This is a genomic window from Anaerotignum sp., assembly GCF_030625865.1.
In the GTDB taxonomy this organism is placed as follows: Bacteria; Bacillota; Clostridia; order Lachnospirales; family Anaerotignaceae; genus Chakrabartyella.
The window spans coordinates 21,184-34,801 of the sequence record NZ_DAOUQB010000010.1 but is presented as its reverse complement, the minus strand read 5'-3'; the positions used below and the strand labels follow the sequence as shown (position 1 = coordinate 34,801).

Here is a 13,618-nt window from a genome sequence, read left to right as displayed (position 1 = left end):
CTGTGGCTTAAAAAGATTAGTTTTTATTTAAATGGAGTTTTTCAAATTCTAAGCTGGGAATGGGTTTCCCAAAAATGTAACCTTGAATTTCATCACATCCCAGTTCTTTAAGAATTTCCAGCTGCTCCATATCCTCTACACCTTCGGAAATAGTTTTTAGGTTCATACCTCTTGACATCATGATTATGGTTTGTACAATAAGCAAAGCATTTTCATCATAGGCAATATGATCAATTAATTCCTTTGCTATTTTCAGACGGTCAATATTATACTTTCGGATATAGCTGAGGGAGGAGTATCCCGTGCCAAAGTCATCAATGGAAATACTTACGCCAATTTCATTCAAAAAATCAAAAGCTTTTTCAATGGAAGAGGTGGAAATCATGGCAACACTTTCGGTTATTTCCAAATCAATCCATTCTGGCTTAATTTTTTCATTTTGCATTTTTTTCCATAACCAGTTTGCAAAATCAGTATTTTTGATTTGTATGGGAGAGATGTTAATACTCATTTTTAAATCCATGGAATTCAGTTCATTCCATTTTTTAATCTGAGAAAACGCTTTTTCCACTACCCATTCACCAATTTGAATAATCAACCCTGTTTCTTCTGCAATAGGGATAAATTCAGAAGGAGAAATGAGCCCATTTTGCGGCTGTTTCCATCGAATCAATGCCTCCATCCCGATGAGGGCTTGGGTATCGGTGCTGTATTGCGGTTGATAATATAACATAAATTCGTTATCATAGTCAGCATTTTGCAAGAGCACTTCTATTTCATATTTTTTGTTAATTTTTTCGATAAATAACTTGTCAAAAAACATGTAATTATTTTTGTAGCTTTTAGATTTCACTTCATACATGGCAATATCTGCATAACGGATCAAGATATCCTTATCTTCCGCATCCAAGGGGTAACGTGCAATACCAATACTTGCAGTTAAGGTAAAAGAATAGGGGGGGACAGAAATGGAATGTTGTAGCATTTCAAATATTTTATGGGCGATATTTGTTATCTCAGATACATCGGAGCAATTTTCAATAATAACCGCAAATTCGTCTCCGCCGATACGAAAACATGTTAATTCGGAAAGATTGTATGCCGAAAAGCGTAACCCTAATTCTTGCAGAACTTTATCACCGATTTCGTGTCCGTAGGAATCGTTAATGGGTTTAAATCTATTGGTATCTATGTAAAGCAGTGCAAATGTATTCACTTTATCAGAATGAATCAATGTTTCCAGATGTTGAATAAAATATCGGCGGTTAAACAAACCTGTTAATGCATCGGTATTCGATATTTCTTCTAAATGCTGGTTTGCAAGGTTTAGTTCTTTCGTTCTTTCGTTAATGAGTTTCTCAAGTTGTTCATTCATCTCTTTTTCTGTTTTTAGCATAAGACGGTCAAGCATATTTGTTCTGATATTCATGGATAAAACCCAATAGAAAATGCAAATGACAATAGCATTTATTAATGTGGTAAAGTCGAAAACATCAAAATAGAATAAAAGATAAAAGATAATAATAATTAAAAAGACTAACTTTTTTGGTTTTTTTAAGTTCTCACAGAGTTCATCAACTGGTTTTTGTGTACAAGCGGAGGGGTGAGAAACTTCATATAGAATACCCAATGAAAAAAGCACATTACACAGCATATAAATTATGTCAACGAAAGAATTTGCCTTATAAGCATTGTTTAGAGTTAGATATGCATAGTAAAAATCAGTTATGGCATACATAAATATTCCCCAAAATATCAGCAAAAAGTTTTTTCCAATGTGAAAATTTTTAGAAAAAAAGATTAAACCAATTTCAACCATGACATAGAAGTCCAGAAATATATAGAACATGGTAAGAATATAGTCGAAATCCAAAACAAAAGTATGATTTGTTTCGGAAAAAATAAAAGACCAAAGCAAAACAGCGCCTAAGGCGCAGAAAGCGAAAATATCGATAAATAGTTGATATGTATTCCAATTTTCATGGTTCTTATAAATATATAAAGTTAAAAGTATGGCAAAAAAAATATTTGGTAGTACATAGAGGACATTAATAAAAGGAATTTTTTCAGGATTTATGAACAAGAATTCATCAAAAATTAACCACAATAAATCTGCCGTTCCCCAAATTAAGCAACTTAAAAATAATAGAATTGCATTACTTTTGTAGTTTTTTAGATCTTTTATTGAAATAAAGATCAGGATAGAAGACAGAAAAGCAACAATAGGAGAAAAGATATTTCCCCATAAGTCATTCTGCAATAAAAAACTGATAAAATAAAAAACAAAGAAGAAAAGCAGAGAATACAGGGGGAATAATTTCTTTGTTTGATTTACCATAAAGTCAATCCTCCTTCGGAAATAGGATTTCTTTATATATCTTTTCTTCGTATTAATCAAGAATATGAAAAGCTGCAAATACAAATAGGTATTTACAGCTTTTCAAATTGTTTTACGAAAAGACATTGCAAGAAAATAATATTCCAAATAGTTTCTTATTCTGATAAACTTCGCCTTCAATAAAGTTAATCGACATAACTTGTTTCGAGATTAACAGTTTGGTCAAAATTTTATAAATTAAATTTGGTAATAAGATCTTTAAGCATATTGGATTGACCGGATAATTCTTCGCTTGCAGCAGCACTTTCCTCTGCGGTGGCGGCATTTGTTTGGATTACGGATGAGATCTGTTCAATGCCCTGGTTTATTTGAATAATTGCGGTCGCTTGAGCCTGAGAAGCTTGGGCAATTTGTTCAATTAAAGAAATAGCTTCTTTTGTTGCTGTTGCACTTACGTCCAAAGAAACTGCAGTTTTTTCTGCGATTTGCGTGCCATTGTTTACTGCATTGATGGTCTGCTCAATTAAAACCGTTGTGTTTTTTGCTGCTTCTGCCGATTTTCCAGCAAGATTTCTTACTTCATCTGCAACGACAGCAAATCCTTTTCCTGCTTCTCCGGCACGAGCGGCCTCCACAGCAGCATTTAAGGCAAGGATATTTGTTTGGAATGCAATATCATTAATTATTTTGATAATCTTCGAAATTTCGGAAGATCTCAAAGAAATTTCATCCATGGCTTTTGTCATTTCTTCCATTTTTCCATTACTTATATTCATTTCTTGTCCTGCACATTCGGCTTTTTCACGTGCTGTGGTTGTATGATCTGCATTTTGCTGTATTTGTTCGGCAACGTCTGCAATGGACGCAGATAATTCTTCGATGGAGCTGGCCTGTTCTGTGGCACCTTGTGAAAGGGATTGAGAGCCATTTGCAACTTGCTCTGCCCCACAATGTACCTGCTCCGCAGATTGATTGATTTGCGATAAGGTTCCGCTCAAATCTGAAAGCAAAATATGTAAGGTGTCTTTTAATTTTTTAAACTGACCAGAATATTCTCTATGTAGCTCTACTTTTAAGTTTCCTTGAGAAATTTCACGCAGAGCTTCTGCAGTCTCATCAATATAACCTTGATAATTTTGCAATTGTTCAATGGTTAGGCGAAAAGCCGTTGCCAGGTGTCCGATTTCATCGTTTGAATGCAGTGAAAGTTCAACATTAAAATGGCCATCTGCAATTTGCTCCGCAGCGGTGGTAACCTTCTTAATTGGTTTGGCTATTCCCCCACTAATAAAATAAGTAATTACAGCTACAACCAGTAAAAGAATTGCAGTTAATAATACGACGATTCTGATTGTAGAGAGTAAGCCATCATTTAGAATGCTATGTACAGTCTCAATAGGTATGCCAACAAAGTAAGCACCTATTATTTGATTATTTGCATCATAGATGGGGCAGTAATTGGTCATATATTTTTCACCCAGAATATCTGCTTCCCCTGTAAACGTATTACCATTTGAGAGTTCTTGATAAGCTTGCCCGTTTTCATCTAAGTTTGTACCAATTACTCTCTGGTTAGTTTCATCTGTAATTGTGGTTATTATTCTTGTAAAGCTGTTGCCCTTTTTTGCAAATACAGTTGCAACAACCCCCATATCTTTTGAAAATTGATCAATATAAGCAAAGTTTCCATCAATGAGATGATTTTCGCTATCAATTAAATCTCCTGTGGAATTTAATCGGAGGGAGCCAAATTGTTCCTCAAGATATGTATTAAGCATATTGTTAGAACTTGTTAGTCTATCTTCAATGAGAGTATTCATGATTTTTCCAGTGTCTTTAAAGCTTTCGTATAGTCCGATGAACCCGGTAATGGATGAGGAAAAAATCACTAAAATAAGGATTGTAAAAATCAGTTTGCTTTTGATGCTTTTCATTAATGCGACCTCCTGTTATTGCAAGTGCTTATTCAGTTACCTTGCTTAAATTGTTTGAAATAACTGTTTGCTGGTATCATTAAAACAAAAATGTTTAATGATGGTAATGCGCAAGAAACTTGCCATAAATATCATTATAAACCAATAATACCAAAATGTATATAAAAATTATTTTTTGGAAGAGGTAATTTGTAACCATTTATTCATACATTTTTTAAAAATTCGGAATAGCAAAATAATGTTTTTTTATATACAATTTTGTATTCAACTTAATTTTTCTTGGCTTCGATTTTCATTTCATCATGTTGGAAAGTTAGTTTCTTAAGTTAGTCTGCGAGAAAAGTTAACATCTTGACATATTAATGTAAAAAAATTCTATATTTTTAAAAATTCTTCCTTTTCAACATATTTTTGATATAATCATAATATAACCTATTTCACGATTTAAGGAATTTTGCAAATGTAAATTTTCTATAACTTTTGTTTAGAAAGCTTTTATGTTGCATTTAGGAAGGGGGAAACTATGTTTCATTTAAAAAATAGTGTTGTAAAAAAAATAGGATTTACAATTTTTTTATTTGTACTATTTATTTTTCTTCTCTATTATAATTTCCTGAATGTTCAAATTAAGACTTATTTGGAAGAACAAGGAAAGGAACAACTAAGGAGTGAATCGGAAAATCTTTCTGCCCAAATTGAAGGCTTTTTGCAAAAATATACAATTATTGTTGAGCAAGCGAAACAGAATCAGGAGTTTATAAATATTGCTAAAGAAATTGATAATCGTGACTTAAAAAGAAAAAATCCTGCTTATGTTAAAGTCAGTGCTCAGCTTGCGAATATACGAAGTTTGGATGAAAACATTGCACAAGCATATATCGCACTGGGAAATGCTGATGATTTAATTACAAATTTATATGATTTCGATATGGAACCAAGTTATGATTTGACGAAGAGAGAATGGTATGTTAATACCATCAAACAAAATAAAATAACCATAACAGCCCCTTATGTGGATTTGATTACAAATAAAACAGCAATTACGATTGCTGCGCCTTTAATGGATCACAATGTGGTTTACGGGGCATTTGGCTTGGATATTTTGATTGAAGATATGAACAAGATTATGGATCGTTTTAATTCTGAAATAGATGCAAATGTTGGCTTGTTATATGATACCGGTCTTATTCTATATAGCCCAGTTTCTAAAGACTCAACGGAAATAGGGAATGGCTACATACAGCAAGTGTTCGATGAAGAGTTAGCGAAAAAAGTACTTTCGGGAAAAGAAGGAATAATACAATATACGAAAGAGGGGCAGGAAAAGTATTTTGCATATTTTCCGGTGAAGGATACAAACATTATTGTATACAATGAAATTTCAAGATCAAATATATTAACACCTATTAATGAATTTTTAGTGATAAATTTACTGATTTTGCTTTTGATTATTGCATTATTAATGATCGGCCTATATGTTTTGAGAAAATTATTTTCCGCTCCTTTAATTACGATTTGTGAAAACATGGAAAATTACACCAATGATAGGTCGATTCAATTGCCACAAGAAATTTTGGTTCGCCAGGATGAAATTGGTACGTTAGCAAAGGGTTTTTATTATATGATAGATGAAATCTCAAATTATATTTTAAAGTTGGAAGAGAAAAATCGCGAGTTATATGATGCAAAAGAAACCATTAATAAAGAACGACTGCGATTTGAGACAACCCTTCGTTCCCTTGGTGACGGCGTAATATCTACAGATCAAAACGGGAAAATTCAAATAATGAATGATGTCGCAGAAAAATTAACTGGGTGGAAGAGTCAGGATGCCTATGGATTGCCTTTTGAATTGGTATTTCATATCATCGATGAAAACAACAAAGAAAATGCTTTGAGCCTATCCAGAAGAGTTTTTGAAAATAACAACAAAGAAGAAATGGATGAAAATATCATATTAGTCAAGAAAAACGGAGAAAAAATCTTGATTGAAGATTGTGCTGCTCCTATTTTGGATGATTCGGGGAATATCACTGGGGTGGTTATTATTTTTCGAGATTGTACTGTAAAAAGGGAAAAACAGGCTGAGATATCCTATCTAAGCTTCCATGATCAATTAACAGGTTTGAAAAACAGACATTTTTTTGATAGAGAATTAAAAATTTTGGAAAATGAGCGATATCTGCCCTTATCCTTGGCTTTAATTGATGTGAATGGATTAAAATTAACTAACGATGCCTTTGGACATCAAATGGGAGATAGGTTATTACAAATTGTGGCAAACACGCTTAAAACATCATGTAGAAAAAATGACTTGGTGTGCCGTATCGGTGGAGACGAATTCATATTGTTGTTACCGAAAACCGATAAAAAAGATGCGGAAAGAATTGTGGAGTGGATTAATCTTGAAATTGCGAATTTAACTTATAATAATATGATCATTTCAGTTTCCATCGGTTGGGCGACAAAGACTTCTTTTGAAGAAGATATTATGAAGGTCTATGCAAAAGCGGAAGAGCATATGTATCGCAAAAAGCTTATGGAAAGTCAGAATATGAAAAAGAAAACAATGCAGATGATTATTAAAAAATTACACGAAACCAACCAAAAAGAAAAGATTCACTCGGAAAATGTAAGAAAAATAAGTAAAGCAATAGGTGAGGCGTTGAAACTTGATCAGGAACTTCTCCAAGAGGTTGAGATGGCGGGAACTTGGCACGATATCGGGAAAATTGCCATTGATGTCATGCTACTTGATAAACCAGGCAAATTGACCCTTTCGGAATTCGAAATAATCAAAAGGCATGCAGAAACAGGGTATCATATTCTAAAATCTGTTGACACTTATTCAAATTTGTCGGAATATGTTTTGGCGCATCATGAGCATTGGGACGGATCGGGTTATCCCAGAGGTTTAAGGGGCCACGAAATCCCCCTTGTTTCAAGAATTATTTTAATTGCAGGTGCCTATGAAATGATGACAAGAGATACTGCTTATGGAAGAGCGTTGAGAAGAGAAGAAGTAATAAATGAGTTGATGCGGTGCTCAGGAAAGCAATTTGACCCAAGCATTACGAAAGTATTTGTAGATATTTTGAAAAAACAACCTTAAAATTAGAATTGTTTGTTGCAAGCAAGATGGCGGTTATCTAGGTAGACTTAGAATGTTTCATGAGAAGCACATGCACCATCAAATAAAGAAAGGTACTCCATATTTTATAATTACCCGCTCTTTTGAGCGGGTTTTGTTCGTTAGGAGAAAATTATGTTTCAAATATGACCTTATATTTCAAATAAAAAAATCCCTCGTGCCTTATGTTTAACAATATATTAACAAAACATTAACTTATTAGAATATTTTCAAAGTAATATTTAAATATCAAATAAATTCTAAATTTAATAAGATTTAGCAAACACAGACGCAGATTAAAATTGTTATGGGTAAGGAGATAAGTTTATGAAGGCACAAGGAAAACATATTGTAGTGACAGGTGGAGGGAATGGAGTAGGCAGAGAACTGACTTTGCAGCTTCTAGAAAAGGGAGCAACCGTTTTTGTGGTTGATATCAGTGAAGAAGCACTGAATGAAACTGCGAAATTATCGGGGAGCAGTAAACGATTATTTACCTATGTCGTAGATATATCAAACAGAGAAGAGGTTTTTGCATTTGCGAAAAAAGTGATTAAAGAACATGGAAAAGTGGATGGGATTATTAATAATGCAGGGATTATTCAGCCCTTTATTCCTATAAATGAACTAGAGCTGGATCGTATTGACAAAGTAATGGATATTAATTTCTACGGAACTCTTTATATGATAAAAGCATTTTTACCGCAATTACTGACACGTCCGGAGGCACATATTGTAAATGTTTCAAGTATGGGTGGATTTTTACCCGTACCAGGACAAAGTGTTTATGGAGCTTCAAAGGCCGCAGTAAAACTTTTGTCTGAAGGGTTGTCTTCTGAGCTTAAAGGATCAAATGTCAAGGTATCAGTTGTAATTCCAGGCGGTATCGAAACAGGGATTAAAATAAATTCAAGCGTATCGCATAATGTATCCGCTGATAGTAGTAAATCTAATATGCTACTCTCTCCTGTTGTGGCTGCGAAGTTAGTGATAAAAGCGATGGAAAAGAATAGACTTCGCTCTTATATAGGGAAAGATTGTAATGCCATGAATGTATTATATAGAATAAACTCATTTTTTGCTATGAACATGATAAATAGGATAATGATTGCTTCCGAGCATTAATTTATGCAATGAAATTTAAGTTAGGTAGTATTTTAGTGTAACAGATGGAGGAGTTTTCAATGAATAATGGAAAGATGATTGTTAGTAATAAACGAGTTAAGACTTTTTTATGCATAGGCATTTGTATAACGTTGCTTGGACTGACAGGATGCGCAAAAGAAGCAACAGCCACAATGAATACAACGGTTACTGTAGATACACAGGCTGCTGAAACAGGTACACTTGAATTAAGTGGTACATATGTAGGAACGATTTCAGATGCAGAAACAGTAGTAGTAGTTCCCCAAGTATCGGGTAAAGTAGAAAATGTTTATGTTTCTGTTGGGGATACGGTTACCTCTGGAGAACTGCTTTGTAAATTTGATGATACCAGTGCCAGGTTTAATGTCTCAAATGCACAGTCAAGCTATAGCAGTGCATTAGCTGGGTATAGCAGTGCAACAGCAAAGTATAGTCAATCAGGTGAGGGAAACACTACTGCCAATCCAGATTCAAGCAAGACGAAAACAAATACACTCTTGGAGGATCAGTTGCGTTTAGCAGAGGATAATTATAACGATATGAAAACTCTCTTTGACATAGGTGCGGCATCACAATCGGAGGTAGATGACGCTTATAACAATTTAATTTCGGTACAAGCCAATATAAAATCAGCCGAAGCTGGAATTGAATCAGCCGAAGCTAGCGTTCAGGCAGCAAAAAACAGTATTGATTCTGCTGAATATCAACTTAGCCTTTATAGTGTTACATCACCAATTTCAGGAACAGTGGAAGCAGTAAATGTAACAGCCAACAATTCATTTGCAGCTGGAAATGATGCGTTTATTATTTCAAATTCCCAGACAAAAACAGTTACTTTTTATGTGACAGATACAGTTTTGCCGGTATTACAGAATGGACAGAGTGTTACAGTAACAAACGGAAGTAAAAATTATATTGGTTCAATAAGTGAGATTGGTATTGCTGTGGATGTGTCAACAGGGTTATTTAAAGTCAAAGCAACAATTGAAAATGCAATGGACTTGCCAAATGGTATTGATGTAGAATTGCAAACAATCTCTTATGCGGCAAAAGATTCAATTTTAGTACCTTGTGATGCAGTGTATTTTGATAATGGTGATGCTTATATTTTTGTTGCAGAAGATGGTAAGGCGGTAAAAACTGAGATTTCAGTTTCCCTTTACGATAAGGATGTTATTGTGGTTGAAAGTGGTTTGCATGAAGGACAAGAGATTATTACAGGTTGGTCAGCAAGTTTAAAGGATGGGGCAGTCATTAAAATAGCAGGCATAGACGAAAATATTGACAATGATTCTACACAAGGCGAAGAATAATTGATTAGAAAAAGAAGGTGAATAAAAATGAAGTATTTAAAAACGGTATTAAATCGACCGGTTTCTGCAATTTTAATTATTATAGCTATCATTGTGTTTGGTATTTCTTCGTTATTCAATATTCAGATGGAGTATTTTCCGGATATTGAAATGCCTATGGAATTAGTATATGTAACTTATCCCGGTGCTGACGCAGACAGTATAGAAAAACTGGTAACTGAGCCCATAGAGGATATTGGAGAAACACTTACAGGCATTAATAGTATTACATCTAGTTCCTATGAAAATTATGCAACAATTCAGTTTACATACGAGTATGGTACGGACTTAGATGACGCTTATATGGAATTAAAGCAGGCGTTGGATAATATTGTAGATGATTTGCCTGATAGCTGTAATACACCTATGATTATGGAGCTTAGTTTGAGCTCTGATGCTACGATATCCATTGCTGCAGAATCTACAGGCGGAAATGACATACAGGATTATGTAAATGATACAATCGTACCTAAGCTTGAAAGCTTAAACGGCGTTGCACAGGTAGATGTTTCAGGTGCACAGGAAAAATATCTTAAAATAGTATTAAATGAAGAAAAAATGGAGCAGTATAATTTATCCATTACCAGTGTTGCAAGCTGTATAGCAGGTGCAGATTTCGAACTTCCCATAGGTAATATGGATATAGGAAGCCAGGAAATAGGTGTTTCGGCACATACCGACATTGATTGGCAGACAGATTTGCAGAGAATAGCAATTGAAACTGGTTCAGGAAAATTAATTCATTTAAGTGATATTGCCGATTTTATGAATTTATCTGAGACCGAAGCTGATAGTATAAGTCGTTTTAATGGAAGCGAGAGCATGCTTATAGATGTGTCAAAGAAAAGCTCTAGCGGTACGGTTTCTGTTTGTAATAAAGTTAAGGAGACTCTGAAAGAGCTAAAAACTGACGGCATTGAATTTAAAGTAATTCATTCTACGGCAGATGATATAGTGGATACACTCATAGAAGTGCTTAAAACCTTACTGATAGGCGTACTTTTTACAATGCTTGTTTTATTCTTATTTTTTGGTGATGTACGTGCAAGTCTTATTGTTGGCAGCAGTATGCCGCTATCAATTATGATGGCAATGACACTACTCAGTTTTATGGGTGTTTCTTTTGATTTGATGACAGGGACAGGCATGATTATTGCAATCGGTATGATTGTTGACAACTCTATTGTAGTGCTTGAAAGTTGTTTTAGAATGAAAGAAAAGGAATCTGACTTTAAGACAGCAGCAATACAGGGTGTAAGAGTTATGCTGTTGTCTATCCTTGCTTCAACAATAACAACAATCGTTGTTTATGCGCCGATTAGTATAACATCAGGATTATCTGGACAGATGAATCAATCATTATGTTTTTCGGTAATATTTACAATGCTGGCATCTCTTTTAAGCGCTGTTACGGTAGTTCCTTTGTTTTTTACACTTGTCAAACCTGTTGAAAAGAAGGACCTATTCATAAATCGTATTCTTGCAAGGTTAGGGAAGGGCTATAAGAAAATTATTACTAAGTTGCTTCACAGACCAAAGCGTACAGTAATGGTAGCGGTACTATTGGTTGTTTTTTCATTGGGGCTTGCTACACAGCTTAATTTTGATATGTTTCCAAGTAATTTTGATGGAAGTATTCAAGTTGAAGCTACCTTTCGATCGGGTACTAAGCTTGAAGTGATGGATGAAAGTATACAATCTATTGAACAAGAATTGTTAAAAGATGAGAACTTTGAATCGGTTGACTTGGAAATCAGTGGAAATGTAGCCAATATCACTGCCTATAGTTCAGATGAATGTAAACGGGATAGTGAAGAAGCAGTGGAATACTATACGGAGTTGTTCAAAGATATAACCAATATGGATATTGCTGTTACACCAACAGGTGTGACTTCGGGTTTGGCATCGTTAATGAGTACTGGTAATAATGTGTCCATAACATTGGTCGGAGATGATATAGATATACTAAAAAAAGGTGCTTCTATGGTAGAAGATACCCTGACTCAGATTCCGGGTGTTCTTAATATAAAAAATGATTTTTCACAAAACGAAACAAATATAAGAATTATGATTGATCAACAAAAGGCTATGAATGCAGGTCTATTACCTGCAACGGTTGCTTCACAGATCTATTATATTCTTAATGGTGTTACAGCAACTACGATTGAACAGGATGATGAGGAATATGATGTTAAATTAAAATATCCTGAAGGGAAATATGACTATACAGCAAATCTTATGGACAAAACAATTACAGCGGGGGACGGAAGCCATATTGCATTGAGTGATGTTGCGAATGTTGAATATACAAATATTTTAAATACCATTAATAGGCAGGATAAGAAGTTCACTACTACTGTTACTGCTACAACTGCAAGCGAGGGGAAATATGAAATTGCTTCGGCAATAAATAAGGCAGTTGGAGATATTCAATTTCCTGACGGAGTGTGGCAGGCAGAAAGCGCCGTAGACAAAAGCCTCAAGGAAGAAATGGGGAATATGGGCGTAGCAATTATGACAGCTGTATTTTTAGTTTTTCTTGTTATGGCTGTTCAATTCGAATCTGTACGTCTTTCGGTTATGGTTATGCTTTGTATTCCGTTTAGTTTGGTAGGCTCTTTTGGGCTTATGTTTTTAAGCGGTTCCCCTTTAAGTATGATGGCAATGATGGGATTTTTGATGCTGATAGGTATGGTTGTTAATAATGGTATTTTGTTGGTGGATTCTACGAATCAATTGAGGGAAACAATGCCCTTGGAGGATGCTTTGGTGCAGGCGGGATTAACAAGACTACGTCCTATCCTTATGACAACGTTAACTACAGTGCTTTCTATGCTACCTATGGTTATTTCGGGTAACAGTGGGATGGCAATGATGCAAGGTATGGGATATGTTATTATTGGTGGTCTCTGCACTTCAACTTTATTAGCAATGTTTTTAATGCCGCCATTTTATCTGATTATTAAAGGTGAAAAAATATAAGAAATATTTAAGTAAAAGGATACTTGGATTGGTTAAGGAATTGAAACAATAATTTGTTTGCTAGTCCAAGTATTTCACTTTTGACAGGAGTAGATACTTTATGTGATGGAGGTCTTTGGCATCTGGTATTAATCCACTTAAGAAAAATAAATAGTTTATATAGAATGAAAGGTTTTATATTATTGGATTGTTTCATGCTATTTATGGGAATAGAGGGGAAAAAATGAGAGAGAACAGAGATTGCAGTACCATTGAAAATGAATATATTGATGTGATCGTAAATCATAAGCTAGTCCAATTGTGTAACGATTGTTATCATGCGTTGGGATGGAAGACGATAAGTACAAATTCAGGTCTTATTTCTGTCAAACTAAGGTTGGAAAGAAGTAAAAAAATTAAGAATAGAGTTGAATTATGTAAGTTACAGCGTGAATGTGAAGATGTACTTATGGAACTTGAGAGATTGCTCAAATTGCAAAGTTTAAAATCAAAACGAATGGCTTGGATTACTAGTATAATCATTATTCTATTTTTTGCTGGTGCTTTGATTACTTATTTTTTAAACTTCTTGTTCCTTAGTGCTGTTTTTTTAATTTTTGGCTGTACAGAATTAGGTATTGTATACTTCATATTCCATAAATATATTCGTAAAATGAACAAGAGAATCATACTGGAAATAAACAGGCATTATGATGTGATATATTATTTATGCAAAAAGGCGGAACAGCTTCATTAG

General features: G+C 34.3%; 7 protein-coding genes. 5 read left to right on the top strand and 2 right to left on the bottom strand.

Annotated features, from left to right (window positions below):
* Positions 1–16: 16 nt before the first annotated feature.
* Together P9Q65_RS04435 and P9Q65_RS04430 are read right to left on the bottom strand one after the other, a co-directional pair.
* On the bottom strand, positions 17–1,429 hold the full coding sequence (locus P9Q65_RS04435; RefSeq protein ID WP_304508151.1) for a putative bifunctional diguanylate cyclase/phosphodiesterase: 1,413 nt from the start codon (positions 1,427–1,429) through the stop codon (positions 17–19).
* Between the two features lie 1,139 nt (positions 1,430–2,568).
* A complete protein-coding gene (locus P9Q65_RS04430) occupies positions 2,569–4,272 on the bottom strand; it encodes a methyl-accepting chemotaxis protein (RefSeq protein ID WP_304508150.1) in 1,704 nt (567 codons plus the stop codon).
* A 523-nt stretch (positions 4,273–4,795) separates the two neighbouring features.
* On the opposite strand from P9Q65_RS04430, the gene P9Q65_RS04425 reads away from it, so the two are divergent.
* The 5 genes from P9Q65_RS04425 (at position 4,796) to P9Q65_RS04405 (ending at position 13,618) form a co-directional block, all read left to right on the top strand.
* Positions 4,796–7,384, top strand: a complete 2,589-nt coding sequence (locus tag P9Q65_RS04425; RefSeq protein WP_304508149.1) for a diguanylate cyclase domain-containing protein — start codon at positions 4,796–4,798, stop codon at positions 7,382–7,384.
* Between the two features lie 345 nt (positions 7,385–7,729).
* A complete protein-coding gene (locus P9Q65_RS04420; RefSeq protein ID WP_304508147.1) occupies positions 7,730–8,527 on the top strand; it encodes an SDR family NAD(P)-dependent oxidoreductase in 798 nt (265 codons plus the stop codon).
* 59 nt (positions 8,528–8,586) lie between these two features.
* Entirely contained in the window at positions 8,587–9,861 is a 1,275-nt protein-coding gene (locus tag P9Q65_RS04415; RefSeq protein WP_304508146.1) for an efflux RND transporter periplasmic adaptor subunit, read from the top strand.
* A gap of 27 nt (positions 9,862–9,888) precedes the next feature.
* Positions 9,889–12,882 carry an efflux RND transporter permease subunit gene (locus P9Q65_RS04410; protein ID WP_304508144.1) on the top strand — a complete coding sequence of 998 codons (2,994 nt, stop codon included), beginning with the start codon at positions 9,889–9,891 and terminating at the stop codon, positions 12,880–12,882.
* 223 nt (positions 12,883–13,105) lie between these two features.
* Positions 13,106–13,618 (top strand): hypothetical protein, encoded by a 513-nt coding sequence (locus P9Q65_RS04405; protein ID WP_304508142.1) that lies wholly within the window; start codon positions 13,106–13,108, stop codon positions 13,616–13,618.

Bases quoted from the DNA above. Each gene is read 5' to 3' on its own strand.
- P9Q65_RS04435 (WP_304508151.1), bottom strand. From the start codon at position 1,429: ATGAATATCAGAACAAATATGCTTGACCGTCTTATGCTAAAAACAGAA.
- P9Q65_RS04430 (WP_304508150.1), bottom strand. From the start codon at position 4,272: ATGAAAAGCATCAAAAGCAAACTGATTTTTACAATCCTTATTTTAGTG.
- P9Q65_RS04425 (WP_304508149.1), top strand. From the start codon at position 4,796: ATGTTTCATTTAAAAAATAGTGTTGTAAAAAAAATAGGATTTACAATT.
- P9Q65_RS04420 (WP_304508147.1), top strand. From the start codon at position 7,730: ATGAAGGCACAAGGAAAACATATTGTAGTGACAGGTGGAGGGAATGGA.
- P9Q65_RS04415 (WP_304508146.1), top strand. From the start codon at position 8,587: ATGAATAATGGAAAGATGATTGTTAGTAATAAACGAGTTAAGACTTTT.
- P9Q65_RS04410 (WP_304508144.1), top strand. From the start codon at position 9,889: ATGAAGTATTTAAAAACGGTATTAAATCGACCGGTTTCTGCAATTTTA.
- P9Q65_RS04405 (WP_304508142.1), top strand. From the start codon at position 13,106: ATGAGAGAGAACAGAGATTGCAGTACCATTGAAAATGAATATATTGAT.